A 14,679-nucleotide genomic window follows, 5' to 3' on the forward strand; every position below is an offset into this window, starting at 1 on the left:
CCGTGATGCAGGGCCACACGTGTATGGACGCTTGGTGCTGGTGCTGAAGTCAAGCTGTCAGCGGCGGGCGCGCTGGCGTGCGTGCCGCCTGGCGGTGGTCGGTCAGGCGCGGGTGTTGCGGCGTTGACGCAGGACGGCGGCGAGCCGGTTGAGCGCCGCGGTACGGGCCGGGTGCGCGCCGTGCCGCTTGTTCAGCCGTCGTAGGTGGGCGAACTCGGCGTTGATCTCGGCGGTGCTGCGCTTCGCGGCCGCGGGCTGTACGGCGATCGCGTCGTCGGGTACGTCGTCGGCCATCTCGGTCTCCTTTCCTGGACGTTGCGGCGATGGGTTTCCGGTCCCGCCCGGGTCGGCGGCGCGCTCGCACGCGCCGCCGACGCGGCGGCTAGCGGGTGGCGCGTAGGGCGGCGGTGGCGGCGCGGCCGATGGTCTGCCCGGTCGCGGCGGGATCGGTGAGCGGGTGCACGGTGACGCCGTCCAAGGGTCTGCTGGTGCCAGGCGGGGTCAGCCAGAGCACCGCGCAGCCGTGGCGGCGCAGCCGGGTGATGCGGGTCTGGCCGTCGTCGCGGGCGGCCGCGGTGTAGAGGCCGTCGGAGACGATGACCAGCAGCCGGGCGGCACCGGGCCGGGACAGGTCCAGCGCGCCGTCGAGGGCGTCGATCGCGGCGGGGATGTCCTCGTAGTCGTCGTCGGTGGCGAACTCGGTGACCACGGCCGGGCGGTCACCGGGCCGAGCGATCGGGCGCACGTAGTTGCCGAAGATCACGGTCGCGGTGGTGGCGGTGACCCGGGTGTGGTGGGCGGCGTGGGCGAGGATCCACGCGGCCGAGGCCACCGGTGCCGCGAACTCATACATCGAGCCGGACACGTCGCAGGCGATGCCCAGCCGCAGCGGCGGCGCCGGGGTGACCTTGCGGGTGGTGCGGATGAACGGTTCAGCGGTGGGCATCGCCCCGGCGGCGCATTGCGCGTCCGCGGCCAGCGCGCCGCGCATCCGCAGCCGACCAGGCGGCGTCGCCGACGTGGTCGTGATCGTGGCCCGGTCCCGCACCGCGGCGGTGGTCAGTGCCCGACCGAGCTGGCGGGCGGCGGCCCGCTCGCCATCGGTCGCCGGACGGGTACCCGCGAGTGCGGTCCGCCCGACCCGGCGCCGCCCAGGCCGCGTGGCGGGTGCGGCGGTGAACACGGCGCGGGCGGTGGATTCGGCGGCGGCACGGGCGGCGTCCTCGGTGGCCCGCGCGGTGGCGGCCGTCTCGGCCGGGTCGGCAGGCAGCGCCGCGGCCTCCACCGCGGTGGCGACCCGGCGCAGGACCTCGGAGATCGCCGCGGTCAGCTCCGACGCCCCGGCCGGGCCCTCCAACCGGCTACCGGGCGGGGTCACGGAGGTGTCGGGGGTGTCGGGCGGGGTGCCGGGGTCGGCGCCGACGGCGGTGCACCACCGGTGGCCGAGCTCGAGCATGGCCTCGGTGTCGTCGTCGGCCACCCGCTGCGCGGCCCGCCAGATCGCGCGGAGGTCGGCGAGGGTGTCGGCGCCGAGCGCGGTCTCGACGGTGCGGGCGACCGGGGTGATCTCCGCTGCGGTGAGGATCCCGGCGTCGGCCCGCGCCAGCAGCAGACCGGCCGCCTGCGCCGCCTGCGCCCGGTCGATTCCCGACCCGCCGGTGGGCATGTCGGCCAGCACCAGCGCGGTGGCCGAGGCGCGTTCCGTCGACCCGCCACACACCGTCGGCGTAGGTCAAGGTGGCAACCCGAGTGCCGCCGCATCGGATGGCCATGCGGCGGCCGCGGTCGATCGTCCACGTCCACCGGCCCGTGTCCTCACTCGTTCGCCCGACACGCATAGAACACCCCCGTGAGGAATTGTCGCTTTCCCTTGATGGCTCCGTCCGGTGCCGCTTTCCGGGCCCGGCGGGCCGTCGTTCGCTGTCACCTATTAATGTACGCGCTCTGCACCGGAATCTCAATGACGAGGGGGGCCATTTCTTCATGATTCTTCTAGCCCCCCACAGTCCGCGCCGATCGACAATCACCCGGAGCCACGTGACATTTAGCCGCGCGGAACCAGGCTGCATCGGGAAATTCAAATCGCCAGGCGCGAAAGCATAAAGCGTCAACGAGTCGGCTTTCGCAAGTGCACAATAAGCACCCACGGATCGATTAGCTTCAGAAGCGAAGCGCAGGAAAGAGTCAATAGGTTCGATGTCAAGTCGGTGGCCAGCGGGGTGCACTGCTGGCCACATCGGGCGCCGTGCCCCGCCGTGAGGTCTCAAGCTGCTCCGTTCCCCTGGCAGTGCCGCTTCTGACGGGAGTCGGGGCTGATCACGATCCTTTCGTCTGGGCGCCGACCGGGCGCCGTCTCGCCACCGGCACTGGCCTTCTAGCGCGAAGGTGGTGACGAGCATGGAGACGCGAGAGCTCACGAAGCCCGGAACGCGATCACGGACAGCACCGTTCGGCGCGACCGGAGCCGCTGACCGCAACCCGTCGTCCCTTCCGTGCTGTCAGCATCCCCTCCGGATCATTCGCGACCCTCTGTCCCTCTTGTCGCAGCATGCCAGGGGCATCAGGGTGCTGATGCCACACCGGGTCGCGTTGTTCTCGCGTTGCCAGCACGACCGGAGCGTGTTCGGTAGGGCTGCCCGGCATAGCTGCGGATCCATCCTTCGCCCCGTGCACGCCACAGTTGTCGAGCGTAGGAAATTTCTCGTCTGTACTGGCGTGCGTCAGCTTATTCTACGGGTTGCAGTGACGGCTCTTCCACACTAAATCAGCGACAGCCCCCGGAGTAGCCCGACTGGCCGCGTTGCCACATACACACGTGGACGAGGAGAAGGGGCGCACGATACTCAGGACTCTTCTGCCAATTCACGTTTGCTCGACACTGAACGTACGACTGGAAGCCACGCTTACCACGCAGGGTACACGTGGCGTCGAGGACGAGGCGTTTCGAAATGACTACCCCGTCGAACTCCTCTCGGCGGTTTTTCTCGGTGCCGCGCACCTCGCGGCGATCACCCCGGCCCAAATGTGGTTCGAGTGCGGAGTGTTTCTGCCCGAACCCACTGGCAGACAAGCAACGGAGGGGTCCGCTTCCGGGCGCCGGACACGGCTTCGCTACGAATATCGGGTGATCCCGGGTGAACCGGCCGCGCGCCGGTCCGCGGTGGACTACTCAGGATCTCGCCGCCGCGGATGGCCGTGCGGCCGACGTGCCGGGGGTGCGGCAGTGCAGCGCAGTGACGTGGAGCGCGGGGACGTGCAGCGCGGTGAAGGTCCGGGTGCGGGTTTCGCTGTCGAGCTCGAGCAGTTCGAGCTCGCCGGCGGCGAGCTGGCTGAGATCGTAGAGGGCGAGGAACGCCGCCGGCGGCGCGAGCACGACCCCCAGGGGGTTCCGCCCCCGGCCGGTTGCGGAGCCGCTGGGTTAGGGGGACGGCCGGCGCCGCCGTGGCTGGGCCAGGCCAACACAGACTGGTGCGCCCGGCGGGACCAGCTGCTCATCGACCTCACCGACACCGCGACCGCGCTGCGCGACACGGCGCGCAGCTACCTCCGTGGCGACGAGCAGCTCGCCGCTGTGATCATCTCGGTCGGCCGCGGGGAACACGTCATCGCGCCCGGGCATGACAACGGCGGGGTGCCGGTAGTGCCCGCTGCGGTGCAGGCCGATCCGAACCCGCCGCCACCGGACTACGATGCGATGCCACCCGTCCCGGTCTATCTGGCGCCCACGGTCACGGCATCGGCCGCGATGCCCGCCGGCATGTCGCTGGATCGGGCGTTGGTCCTGTGGCAGGCCCGCAGCGACGCTGCCCTCCAGACCAGCTTCCTGCTCAGCGTGACGGCGGTCACGGTGCCCGCCTGGCGGGGCGCGGCCGCCGACAACTACGGCCAGTGGCTCGCCGACCACCGCGACCGGTGGGCCGCCCTGCACGCCGACGCCACCCGCATCCACCACGCCCTCACCGACCACGACGCCCCAGCGGCGGCCCGACCTCGCGGGGCCCCGCCGGTGATAGTCACCGACGTCGACATCACCATCCACACCGCCGCACCCGATCCGCCAGCTCCCGAGGCGGCCGACCGGGCCACACCAGCGCCGCCACCGCCTCCCGCCAGCCTTCACGGACCGGCCCAGGAAGGGCAGCCACCCCCGCCACCGCCTCCGCCACCGCTGTCGCCGCCCCCCGCAACAATCGAGCCGGGCCACCAGCCCGGGCACCGACGACCAGGCCACGAGGAGCACGCGCCAGTGCCATTTGCGCCCGAACCGCTACCGGGCGGAAATCCAGATCCCGTCCCGATGCCTCCTCCCACGGCGACAGGTCTGCCTGCCGGAGCGGGAGTCGGCGCCAGCTCCGCGCACTCGCTCGACGGCCACGCCGTCCTAATCGGAGCCACCGCCACCGCAGCCGCGGCCGCCGCAGCGGCGATGGTGCTGGCCCGCCGCGACCGGGCCCGGCAGTCTGCCCCTGCTGACCTCACCGCCGCTACCAGCCCACGATCGGCTGGCGCGACCTCCTCGACCGGCGCGCCAGCGGCCGACCCGATCACGTCGCCGCGCCAGGCCGCTGGCGAGGGGACGGACCGGGACCCCACCCCGCCCGGCGCGAGCGCGCAGCGGCCGTTTCCGGCGCCGAGTGCACCCGCGCCCCGCCCCATCCCGCCCACCTCGAGCAGTCAGCACAGAAACGGTGCCCGCGAGGGCACGCGACCACGCCGGTCGCTGCACATCGGTGTCCACGACGGCCAGCCGGTGTTGCTCGACCTCGCCGCGACCGGCGGATTCGGCCTCACCGGCCCCGGCGCCCCGGCCATCGCCCGCACCCTGGTCCGGCTCCTCACCGACCACGCCCCGCCGGCCACCATCGTGCTGCCGGTCTCCACCGCGGCCGCGCTCCTCCAGACGCCGACCGACGACGAGCCGACCGATCTCCCGGCCGGGGGCAGTGAGCCTTCCGGTTCTGGCGTTCTCGGGAACGTGGTGCGCACGGTCCCCGACCCGTTCCTCGCACTCCAGGCCACGGAGACCGAGCTGGCCCGCCGCCGCGCCCACCCCAACCCCGCGGCCAGACCATGGCTGCTGATCGTGCCCGCACCCGCCACCACCGCCGCCCAGCATCGCTTGCGCGCCGCTCTCACCGCCGGACGCGACCACGACCTCGTCGCGGTGATCACCGGGTGGTGGCCGCCCGGCTGGAGCTGCCACGTCGACGACCAGCACCGCATCACCCGCCACACCCCGCCCCACCCCACCCCGGGCGGGATAGCAGCGAGCCTGCCCGCGCACCTCACCGGCGCCCACCTGTTCCCCACCCCGACGGCCACGCTGCGCCACACCCTCGAGCATCACGACGCCACGGCTGCGGCACCGTCGAACCAGCAGCCGCCACCACCCACCGACGACGCCGCCGAGCCCGCCCCAGCAGCCCGACCGGCCCCACTGGCGCCGCGCCCCGCCGGCCCACCAGGACCGAGCGAGGGTCACGCCGCCGCAACGGCCGACGACCACGGGCCCGACACGCCCCGACCGCTGAGCCTGTCCATCCTCGGCCCCACCGTCCTCTGCCACAGCGGCGCCGACCACAGTCGCGGCGCTGAGTCGATCAACGACCAGCAACCCAGCCGCCCGATCAGCGGACTCGGGCCCCGCGCCACCGAGTTACTCGTCTACCTCGCGGTGCACCCCGCCGGAGTCCACCGCGACCAAGTCGTCACCACGCTCTGGCCTGACGCCAGCCCGGACCGCCCCACGAACGCGCTGCACGCCACCCTCGCCCGCCTCCGCCGCACGCTCCGCAGCACCGGCGACCCCGGCCTGGCACAGCTGGTCACCCAACACGGCGACCGCTACCGCCTGCACCCCGACCTCGTCGCCGTCGACTACTGGACCTTCCTCGTCGCCGCCGCCGAACTCGCCCAACCCGACCCGGACCTGCGCGTCCACGCCTGCGAAACCGTCATCGACGCCTACCAGGGACCCCTCGCAGTCGACCACACCGGGGAATGGCTCATCACCCTGCGCGAAGCCACCCGCCGCCGCTACCTCGAAGCCCTCACCACGCTGGCCCGCCTCACCATTTCCCGCGACCCCGAACGGACCCTCGGACTCCTCGAAACCGCCCGCAACCTCGAACCCCTCAACGAGGCGATCTACCGCGACATCATGCGCATCCAAGCCCAACTCGACCGACCCGACGACGCCGCCAACACCTACGCCCTCCTGCACGCACAACTCGCCGACATCGAGGCCGAACCCGAACCCGCCACCATCCAACTCGCCGAGGCGATCCACCAGCGCGCCAACCACCGGGAACCCGTGAACAAATAACGGGCGTCATAAGCAACATGCGTAACTGTACCAAATGCACGATCCGAGTACCGGCATCGCGGAAACTAACGGTACCTACAGTAACGCGACTGGCGTCAATTCGCCCCTATCGCTGCCCGAGCAGACCGAACGCCTCCCCTTTGCATTTGATGCAAGCTCCTTGCCCCGACGGAAGGAGGGATCGTGGATACTGACGCCTCACATATTCAGCACCGCGCATTCGAAGCTGGCCAGAAATGTCGCTCACTGCGCCTTGAACAGGCGGCGTGCGAAGCGATCGCGGTCGACTGAAGCGGGCAGCAGGCCAGCCGGTTCCTGTCGATTATCACGATCTCGCAGCGGCAGGCCGCGCTGGTTCGCCGGTTCACCGGGAGCCGCCGACCGCAGCTGTCCGGTCCCCGAGCTGGCTCGGCTCGGCCGCACCTTCCACGCCTGCGACCGAGCTCACCGCCCAGTTCGATCATCCGGATGTGAGCAACAGGCCAATCGTGAACCAGGACCTGAAGATCAAAAACACAAGCGAGTCGGGCCGCGGATACCGCAACTTCGCCCACTACAAGCTGCGTCTGTTGCTCAACGGCCACCGCATCCGAGAAGACCACGCACTGACACGGTCCAGAACCGCACTCCCAGGTTCGCGCATAGAGCCTCGTTTCGACAGCGCGAACAGCAACTGCTTATCGGCGTGAGCCCTTGAGCTGCTGGGAGCGGCCGATTCAGAGTTCTCGTTCAAGGTAGTGGATGGAGCCGTTCTCGAGCGAATCGACAGCCGCCTGCAGCCTGCGTCCGATGTGCTCGCGCAGCTTGCCGCGGGCGGAATCGACGTCGAAAAAGCGCCAGTCAGCGATCTCACGATCCCGGACTTGGATGCTGGACACCTCGGTTTCGGGGATGACCCCGCCATCGAACACGAAGACGATCTGGTCGTCCCATGGTCCGTGCGCCCCCACCCACTCGATCACGAGCGGACGTCCGAGCGTCGGCGCCAGGCCGAGCTCCTCATCAAGTTCTCGCAGCGCGCCGCTCTGGGGAGACTCGTTAGCCTCCACCATCCCCCCTGGTAGATCCCACCCCTCCTTGTAGGTGGGGTCGACGAGCAGCACCCGGCCGGCCCCGTCCCGGATCAGCACATCGGCTGCGACGCGCTTACGCGCTTGGCGCGCGTTTCCCTCGGCCAGGTGAGCGAAGTGCGGATCCACAACACGATGTCTACACCGGCCATGCGCTGATCACCTCGGGCGTGTTCCCAGCGTCCAGCATCGCCATCTCGGAGAGGAACGCCGTCGTGCCAGCCGTCTTGGGACCTGCACGCATCGCGAGGGCGAGCTCGCCGAGCCGGGACCGGACACGCGCAGACGACAGCGTCGGCGCGATCTCGGCCACCTGCCGCCCCAGCATCGCCGCCTCATCCGTCCGGCCGCAATCGAGAAGGATCGACGCGAGGGTCAGTCGCCCGAACGCGAGAGCTCGGACCCTGTCGCCACTGCGCAGATCGAGCACCCGGCGGGCGTGTCGCTGCGCCCCTGCGAGATCGCCGAGGAGGTGCAGCGCTGTCGCGGCCTCGGCCGCCAGCGATCCCTCGTCGAAATGAGCAGCCCAGGCGGCGTGCTCATCGTCGTTCGTGCCGCCGAGCGCTCGCTCGGCCCGAGTCAACTCGTCGAGGCACTCGTCCCGGTCAGCACGCTGTGCGAGGGCCTTCGCGCGCATCGCGCGCACCCGAGCTTCGACTCGAGCCACACCATCCACCTGGCTCACTCGCTCCAGGCCGACATCGGCGATCCGCAGTGCATCGTGCACGAGACCCAGCTGACCCGCGAGATGAGACATCGACGCACACATGTTCCCAGCGAGCGCTGCGGATCCGGCGGCGAGCGCCAGACGATACGCCCCGTCGAAGTGGGTCCGCGCGTCCACGTCACGACCACTGTCGTGCGCCATCCACCCGGCGATCTCGGTCAACGACGCCGCTGCCGCGTACACCCGGGCGCCCGAGCGCGCGGCGAAGAGCGCCCGCGCAACCTCAGCCTGCAAGTACGCAATGACAGACGAGTAGAGGCCGCCTCCACCGAGCCGCCTGTCGATGACGTGAACGGACTCCGCCATCGCCCGAATCGCTTCAACAGTCGGAGGTGGCGCACCGCGGGGGCCCGGCACCAGTCGTGAATCGATGGGGCTTTCCTCGAATCCCAGTTCCCAGTCGTGCTCCACCTCGAGGACCGCTCGCAACGCCGCACGGTAGTGATCGCTGGGCCGGCGCACGGCGCCCCGTTCCCATCGCCCGATCGCGCGCTCGTCGAGCGCGAACACCTCGCCTGTCTCCTGGAGCAGCCAGTTGTTGACTAGGGACGCCAGCTCGTCACGAGACGTCGGACAGCCGGGTACCCGGGAGGACGGCCGGCGCTCCCGGGCCTGTCGAAGCGCGTGGTTCGGCGTCATCTAGAGCTCCGCGGTCCCTCCTCGATCTGATCGGGCAGTCAGACGCCCGACACCGGACGGTCCGACCGAACAGGCCGAACACCAAACGACCATAGCATCGGGGCATCAGCCAAAGCGTGGACACTGTCCGCGTTGCGGACAAATCCGTGGTCATTTGATCCGACCACAGATGCCCAGGAATGCACCGTGGCGATGCCTCCTCGTTGCCGTCGTAATTGATCCCGGCAGGCGACAGACCGGCAGGAGTCACAGTGCAGCGAACTCAATCACGTCAGGTATCGGCAGGAACGGCAACCACAGTGGCCCGGGCCTCGCAGGCAAGCCGCGCCACGGCCAAGCACTCGATCACGACCGAACTGGCGACGTTCCTGTCCGCGCAGCCCACCGCGACCGCGAAGCTGCTGGCCCAACACGTGGATGACGGCCACGGGTACTGCCGGGCGTGCCCGTTGGGGGCCCAGCACGGCCACCAGGTATGGCCATGCACCATCTACGCCGCCGCCGCGCGTGCTTCCCGCCCTGAAGGGTGATGACCGGCAAGCACCGGGCACGGAGGAGAAGACGCAAGACCAGTCCTGCGCTCGCTGGTTGGCCACCGCCCAGCCCGGGGCGAGATAGCTGTCCCTGGAACCGGTGGTGGCGTCGCCGAGTGCGGCGCTGGTTCCGCCGTCAGTAGAGGCCCTCGACGGACAGCACGCCCCTCAACACGATCCCCGCACAGCTCCACACGTGACCTTGAACCGCCCCTGCATGTCCGGAGAGCTAATGGCTTGAATGGGAAGACCGGATCGGCAGGATCGAAGTCGATCGCGTCCGCGCGGAACTCCGAGCGGACCGCGCCTAGCCTAGTGTCCTGAGTCAGGATTCTTGATCATATGTGTAGGGTTGTCCGGTGGCGCGGACTGGGCGGCCGAAGGCCGAGTTGACCCTGTCGGAGGAAGAGCGGGCCGCGCTGGAGGGGTGGGTGCGGCGCCGGTCCACCCCGCAGGCGTGGGCGTTGCGTTGCCGGATCATCCTGGCCTGTGCGACCGGGGCGTCGAACAAGGACGTGGCGGCTCAGCTCGGTTCGACGCCGCAGGCGGTGGGGCGGTGGCGGGCCCGGTTCGTCGAGTATCGGATCGCCGGGCTGGGCGACATGCCGCGCCCGGGTGGCCCGCGGACGGTCACTGACGAACAGGTCGCCGCGGTGATCGCCCGGACGTTGGAGTCCACGCCGGAGGACGCCACCCACTGGTCGACCCGGGCGATGGCCCAGCAGATGGGGTTGTCGCAGTCGACGGTGTCGCGGATCTGGCGGGCGTTCGGCCTGCAGCCGCACCGGTCGGAGACGTTCACACTGTCGACCGACCCGTACTTCGTGGACAAGGTCCACGACGTGGTGGGCCTGTATCTGGATCCGCCGGAACGGGCGCTGGTGTTCTGCGTGGACGAGAAGTCGCAGATCCAGGCACTGAACCGGTCCCAGCCGGTGCTGCCGATGATGCCTGGCGTTCCGCAGCGGCTCACCCACGACTACGTGCGTGCGGGCACCACGACCTTGTTCGCGGCCCTCGAGGTCGCCACCGGCAAGGTGATCGGCTCACTGCACCGCCGACACCGGGCCGAGGAGTTCAAGAAGTTCCTCGCCCGTCTGGACCGGGAGGTGCCGCCCGACCTTGATGTCCACCTGGTGCTGGACAACTACGCGACCCACAAGACCCCGGCGATCAAGACCTGGCTGCTGACACACTCCCGCTTCCACCTGCACTTCACCCCGACCGGGTCGTCCTGGCTCAACCTCGTCGAACGATGGTTCGCCGAGCTGACCAACAAGCAGATCCGCCGCGGCGTCCACACCTCCGTCCAAGCCCTGGAAACCGACATCCGGGACTGGATCGCCAGCTGGAACACCGACCCGAAACCGTACGTCTGGACGCGAACCGCGGACGAGATCCTCGAACGCCTCGCCGGATATCTAAACAGAATTCCTGACTCACGATACTAGGAGCTGTTTAGAAAGTGGATCTTCGTCTGCTCTGCTGGCGTGTCGGTGAGCGGAGATGAGTGAGGTCTCCGGTAGATGGATCAACGACGAAGAAGATCATCTACCCGGAGACCTCGTTGGCTAGCGTATCGATCGGAGCCCGTAAGGACCTGACAGACCGGCAGTGGCGGATCCTGGAGCCGCTGCTGCCGATGGGCAAACGCCCTGGTCGGCCACCCAAGTGGAGCCGCCGACAGCTGCTGGACGGCATCCGATGGCGGGTTCGCGTCGGCGCGCCGTGGCGGAACGTGCCTGAGCGCTACGGGCACTGGCAGTCGATCTACGGCTTGTTTCGCCGCTGGCAACTCGACGGGGTCTGGGCCCGGATCTGGATCACCCTGCAGGGCTTCGCCGACGCGGCTGGCTTGGTCACCTGGCAGGTGTCGGTGGACTCCACGATCAACCGGGCTCACCAGCACACCGCCGGCGCCCGCCACCACCCTGATCAGCAGGTCGAGCCACCCGGTGCGGAACCGGCCGATCATGGGTTGGGTCGCTCCCGCGGCGGCCTGACCACGAAGATTCACCTGGCGTGTGAGCAGGGCCGCAAGCCTGTCGCGCTGGTGTTCACCGCCGGGCAGCGCGCCGACAGCCCGCAGTTCATCGCGGTGCTCGAGCAGATCCGGGTCCCCCGGCCGGGCGGCCCGGGCGCCCGCGTACCCGCCCGGACCGCGTCATCGCCGACAAGGCCTACTCCGCGCGCGCCAACCGCGCCTACCTGCGCCGCCGCCACATCAAGGCGACCATGCCCGTCAAGGCCGACCAAGCCGTGAACCGGATCAAGAAGGGCTCGCGCGGCGGCCGGCCGCCGGTGTTCGACCCGGGCACCTACCGCGACCGCCACGCCGTGGAGTGCGGCATCAACCTGCTCAAGCACCACCGGGCAGTCGCCACGCGCTACGACAAACTCCTGCTGCGCTACGCCGCAACCGTGCAGGTCGCCACCACCGACATCTGGCTGCGCCGCCTGGCCCACACGACTTCCTAAACAGCTCCCAGAGAGGCTTCGCCTCGGACCGCCGAGGTGGTGGCTGGTCACGCGGGTGAGCTGCGGTCAGGCTGTCCATGGCCAAGACGGTGACCGTGAATGACGTCCTCGACGGGCAGGTGGCGCTGGATCTGCAATGCCTGGACCGGATCTACCTCAACGCCTACGTGCCCAACCTGCAGGTCGGCGGGCAGGTCGTGTCCTTCTTGCCGACGTTGAGCTGCGGAAGGACCAGCCCATCAGCGACGCGCAGCCCGAGCTTCAGACCGAAGATCGCCGCGTGTTCCACCCCGCCGCGCACCCGGTGTGGGCTGCGTGGCGAATCGGCCTGATGCACGGGCACGGCCTCGTGGTCGGCTGGGTCCGCGATTCGGCGGAGCCGTGGCAGTGGCAGTGGCATCCCGTCGTCGCCGGCGCAGGTCGCGAAGGAGCGGCCAGCGCGCCATCCACGCATCCGCAGACGCACCGGCGCGGCGTGCGCGAAATTGGCGGCCGGCTGCTGCCGGTCGTCGTCGAGCTGCACGCCCACGAGCAGACGGCACGCGTCCGCGACGGCGAGCTGCACCACGAGTACGACAGCGCATTCAGCCAGCAGGTGGACGCGGAGCCGAAGTCCCCGGAGGGCGTCCCGGACGACGAGGGGCCGTACTCGGGTCTCCGGGCGTAGCCAGCTACCGCAATTCAGGTAGATCCGGACGAGTCGGAGGACTGCCAATTCATAGGCGTGGCGCGTACCGCATCTACACATTCCGCACTGCAGATCAGCGGCTACATTGCGGGATTCCAGAGGAATCGACGTCGCTCATGGTACCCGGTGCGGCGCGTCGCTGGGATAGGCCGAAGCGGCCACGGTCAAGCTGGTCTGGTCTCGTGAGGGCTCGACCCTGCAGCTCCAGGCCCTATATGACGCCACATCAGTCGACCGGCTGACTGACCCTTCCAGGTGCAGATGAGACGTTGCGCTCGGCCGCGGCGAGCTGGAGCGCCTCCGCGACGGCGGCGAACTCGTTGAGCGCGATCTGGAGATCCTCGACGATCTCCTGGGCGATGACCTCCGGCGGTGGCAGCTCGTCGCCATCCTCGTCGGGGTCACGGAGCCAGGTGATGTCAAGGTTGACCTTGTCGCGAGCCATCAATTCGTCGTAGGTGAAGCACCTGAACCGCTCGTCGTTGACCTCGTGCCGGTCGGGCGCCAGGTAGGCGCTGACGAAGTCGTCGAGGTGGTGCGCGGCCAGCTTGTTCTGGCGGAGCGTGAAGTGTTGGCCGGTGCGGAAGTCATATACCCACAGCTTCGACGTCCATGGCGTCTCGGGCCGAGCCCGCTTGGCATCAAAGAACAGCACGTTCGCCTTTACCCCGCCCGCGTAGAATATGCCGGTCGGGAGGCGCAGAAGGGTGTGCACGTCGCACTCTTGGAGCAACCGTCGCCGCAGCGTCTCGCCCTGACCGCCTTCAAACAGGACGTTGTCGGGCACGACCACGGCTGCGCGGCCGTTAATCGTGAGTTGCTTGGCGATGTGCTGGACGAAGTTGAGCTGCTTGTTGCTGGTGGTCACCCAGAAGTCGGTCCGGACGTAGCTGACGTCCTCACGGGTGACCTTGCCGAACTCGTCGACGCTGCTGAAACCCGACTTTCGACCGAACGGGGGGTTGGCCAGCACCAGCGTGGCGCGCTTGCCCGGCTTCGCCAGGGCGTCGGTGACCTCGATGAGCGCGTCGCCACCCGGCTCGCCGATGCCGTGCAGAAGCAGGTTCATCTGCGCCAGCCGGGCGGTGTCGTGCACCAGCTCGGTGCCGGAGATGCCGCCGTTGCGGAGGTGTTCGGCGTCCTCTTTGGTCAGCTCGTTCTCGTAGTTCCGCTGGATGTACTCGTGCGCAGCCAGGAGGAAACCGCCGGTGCCGCATGCCGGGTCGACGATCGTGTCGTCGGGACGGGGCCGCATGCAGCGGACCATCGCGTCGATAAGCGGCCGCGGCGTGAAGTACTGTCCGGCACCGGACTTGACGTCCTCGGCGCCCTTCTCTAGCAGAGCCTCATACGCGTCGCCCTTGATGTCGACGCCGGTGCTAGACCAGTCGACCTTGTCGATCAGGTCAACGATCAGTTTCCTGAGCGTGGATGCATTGCGGATCTTGTTCTCGGCGCCGTGGTAAATGAGCCCCAGCGCGGTCGTCGGCTTCTCGCCGAGCTTGTCGAGGATGTTCTCATAGTCGGCCTTGAGATCCTCACCGCCGGCGTCGAGGAGCGTCTGCCAGCCGAGATGCACCGGCACGATCACCTCGGTACCTCCGAAGACCGTCCGGCTGGCGCGCTCGTGTGCCATCTTCAGGAACAGCAGCAGAGTGAGCTGATCGACGTAGTCGATCGTCGACACGCCGTCGTGGCGCAGCACGTGGCAGTAGCTCCACAGCTTGTCGACGAGCTGCTTGGCCTCGGCCGCGGTCTTGGGCACCGTCACGTCAAGATCTCCTGGGCGGGGTCGGGCTGGGCACTGCGCCGGGCGCGCTTCGGCTGCGCTGTCCGTTCGGCGTGGATGCGTTCGAGCAGGACGGACGCGGGCTCATCGGCGGGGTCCTGGGGAACGAGGCGGCCGGCGAAGGCGTCGGCGAGGAGCGACCGGTGAAGCCTTTCGGACAGCAAATGATCGAACGATATGTTCAGATGGAGCCTGCTCAGCCTGCTATCGAACTCTATGAAGGAGTCAACCAACTGAGTTTGTGTCTCGATTGATGGAATTGGAACCTCTAGGCTGTTGAGTTTTGCGATACTCAGGTTATACTGAGGTGATCTCAGCAAGAAGTGCGTAGCTGGAGTTGTTCGATGTGGGTGAGGACGAGCGCTGCTTTGACGTAGGCGCCGATTCTGCGGGGGCTGGCGGTGATGCGGCGCAGTGCTCGCCAGCGGCC

Annotated in this window: 11 protein-coding genes; 6 read left to right on the forward strand and 5 right to left on the reverse strand. The window is 68.9% G+C overall.

Annotated elements, in window-relative coordinates; all coding sequences use genetic code 11:
- Positions 1-102 precede the first annotated feature (102 nt).
- Both KME75_RS07410 and KME75_RS07415 read right to left on the reverse strand, forming a co-directional pair.
- On the reverse strand, positions 103-294 hold the full coding sequence (locus KME75_RS07410; RefSeq protein WP_219413790.1) for a hypothetical protein: 192 nt from the start codon (positions 292-294) through the stop codon (positions 103-105).
- A gap of 88 nt (positions 295-382) precedes the next feature.
- Entirely contained in the window at positions 383-1,720 is a 1,338-nt protein-coding gene (locus KME75_RS07415; protein ID WP_219413791.1) for a hypothetical protein, read from the reverse strand.
- A gap of 1,503 nt (positions 1,721-3,223) precedes the next feature.
- On the opposite strand from KME75_RS07415, the gene KME75_RS45705 reads away from it, so the two are divergent.
- Positions 3,224-6,325, forward strand: coding sequence for an AfsR/SARP family transcriptional regulator (locus tag KME75_RS45705; RefSeq protein ID WP_219413792.1), 3,102 nt, complete (start codon positions 3,224-3,226; stop codon positions 6,323-6,325).
- 716 nt (positions 6,326-7,041) lie between these two features.
- On the opposite strand, the gene KME75_RS07425 is transcribed toward KME75_RS45705, so the two are convergent.
- Complete coding sequence (locus KME75_RS07425; protein WP_219413793.1) at positions 7,042-7,524, reverse strand: NUDIX domain-containing protein; 483 nt, start codon at positions 7,522-7,524, stop codon at positions 7,042-7,044.
- Between the two features lie 10 nt (positions 7,525-7,534).
- Positions 7,535-8,632, reverse strand: a complete 1,098-nt coding sequence (locus KME75_RS07430; RefSeq protein WP_219413794.1) for an NsdA family TPR-like regulatory protein — start codon at positions 8,630-8,632, stop codon at positions 7,535-7,537.
- Positions 8,633-9,653: 1,021 nt separating this feature from the next.
- On the opposite strand from KME75_RS07430, the gene KME75_RS07435 reads away from it, so the two are divergent.
- From KME75_RS07435 to KME75_RS07450, 4 genes are all read left to right on the forward strand, one after another.
- On the forward strand, positions 9,654-10,745 hold the full coding sequence (locus tag KME75_RS07435) for an IS630 family transposase (protein WP_219413795.1): 1,092 nt from the start codon (positions 9,654-9,656) through the stop codon (positions 10,743-10,745).
- Between the two features lie 191 nt (positions 10,746-10,936).
- Positions 10,937-11,772, forward strand: a protein-coding gene (locus tag KME75_RS07440) for an IS5 family transposase (protein WP_372452572.1) whose coding sequence is annotated in 2 segments (ribosomal slippage) — positions 10,937-11,428 and positions 11,431-11,772 — 834 coding nt in all. Because the reading frame shifts where the segments join, the coding sequence is not laid out codon by codon here.
- Positions 11,773-11,849: 77 nt separating this feature from the next.
- Complete coding sequence (locus KME75_RS07445) at positions 11,850-12,104, forward strand: hypothetical protein (RefSeq protein ID WP_219413796.1); 255 nt, start codon at positions 11,850-11,852, stop codon at positions 12,102-12,104.
- Positions 12,105-12,247: 143 nt separating this feature from the next.
- Positions 12,248-12,439, forward strand: coding sequence for a hypothetical protein (locus KME75_RS07450; RefSeq protein ID WP_219413797.1), 192 nt, complete (start codon positions 12,248-12,250; stop codon positions 12,437-12,439).
- A 247-nt stretch (positions 12,440-12,686) separates the two neighbouring features.
- On the opposite strand, the gene KME75_RS07455 is transcribed toward KME75_RS07450, so the two are convergent.
- Positions 12,687-14,231 carry a class I SAM-dependent DNA methyltransferase gene (locus KME75_RS07455; protein WP_219413798.1) on the reverse strand — a complete coding sequence of 515 codons (1,545 nt, stop codon included), beginning with the start codon at positions 14,229-14,231 and terminating at the stop codon, positions 12,687-12,689.
- 71 nt (positions 14,232-14,302) lie between these two features.
- On the opposite strand from KME75_RS07455, the gene KME75_RS07460 reads away from it, so the two are divergent.
- Positions 14,303-14,503, forward strand: a complete 201-nt coding sequence (locus KME75_RS07460; protein ID WP_219413799.1) for a hypothetical protein — start codon at positions 14,303-14,305, stop codon at positions 14,501-14,503.
- Positions 14,504-14,679 lie beyond the last annotated feature (176 nt).

It is taken from the genome of Pseudonocardia nigra (genome assembly GCF_019396355.1).
GTDB lineage: Bacteria > Actinomycetota > Actinomycetes > Mycobacteriales > Pseudonocardiaceae > Pseudonocardia > Pseudonocardia nigra.

Excerpts from the sequence above, each read along its gene's own strand:
- KME75_RS07410 (WP_219413790.1), bottom strand. The coding sequence starts at position 294 with ATGGCCGACGACGTACCCGACGACGCGATCGCCGTACAGCCCGCGGCC.
- KME75_RS07445 (WP_219413796.1), top strand. The coding sequence starts at position 11,850 with ATGGCCAAGACGGTGACCGTGAATGACGTCCTCGACGGGCAGGTGGCG.